Source organism: Microbacterium sp. JB110 (assembly GCF_003335195.1).
In the GTDB taxonomy this organism is placed as follows: Bacteria; Actinomycetota; Actinomycetes; order Actinomycetales; family Microbacteriaceae; genus Microbacterium.
Genome location: NZ_QPGM01000029.1, coordinates 1 through 259, shown reverse-complemented (window position 1 = coordinate 259; position 259 = coordinate 1). Strand labels below are relative to the sequence as shown.

The following is a 259-nucleotide window of genomic DNA, read 5'->3' as shown; positions in this document are numbered from 1 at the left end:
TTCCCTGAGTATGTGCGCGAGCACTACGACCCCGAAAAGCATAAAAAAGTGGCCATGTTCTGCACCGGCGGTATTCGTTGCGAAAAAGCCTCGAGCTTTATGCTAAAAGAAGGCTTTGAAGAGGTTTATCACCTAAAGGGCGGCGTGCTGAACTACCTGGAGAAAGTCCCGGAAGAGCAGTCGCTGTGGCGCGGCGAGTGCTTTGTGTTCGATAACCGCGTCACGGTACGCCACGATTTAAGCAAAGGTGAGTTTGAGC

Annotated in this window: 1 protein-coding gene; it reads left to right on the top strand. The window is 52.1% G+C overall.

Features of this window, described 5'->3' with window-relative positions:
- Positions 1 to 12: 12 nt before the first annotated feature.
- On the top strand, positions 13 to 259 hold a 247-nt coding region (locus tag CIK77_RS17460), incomplete at its 3' end, for a rhodanese-like domain-containing protein (protein WP_332841626.1).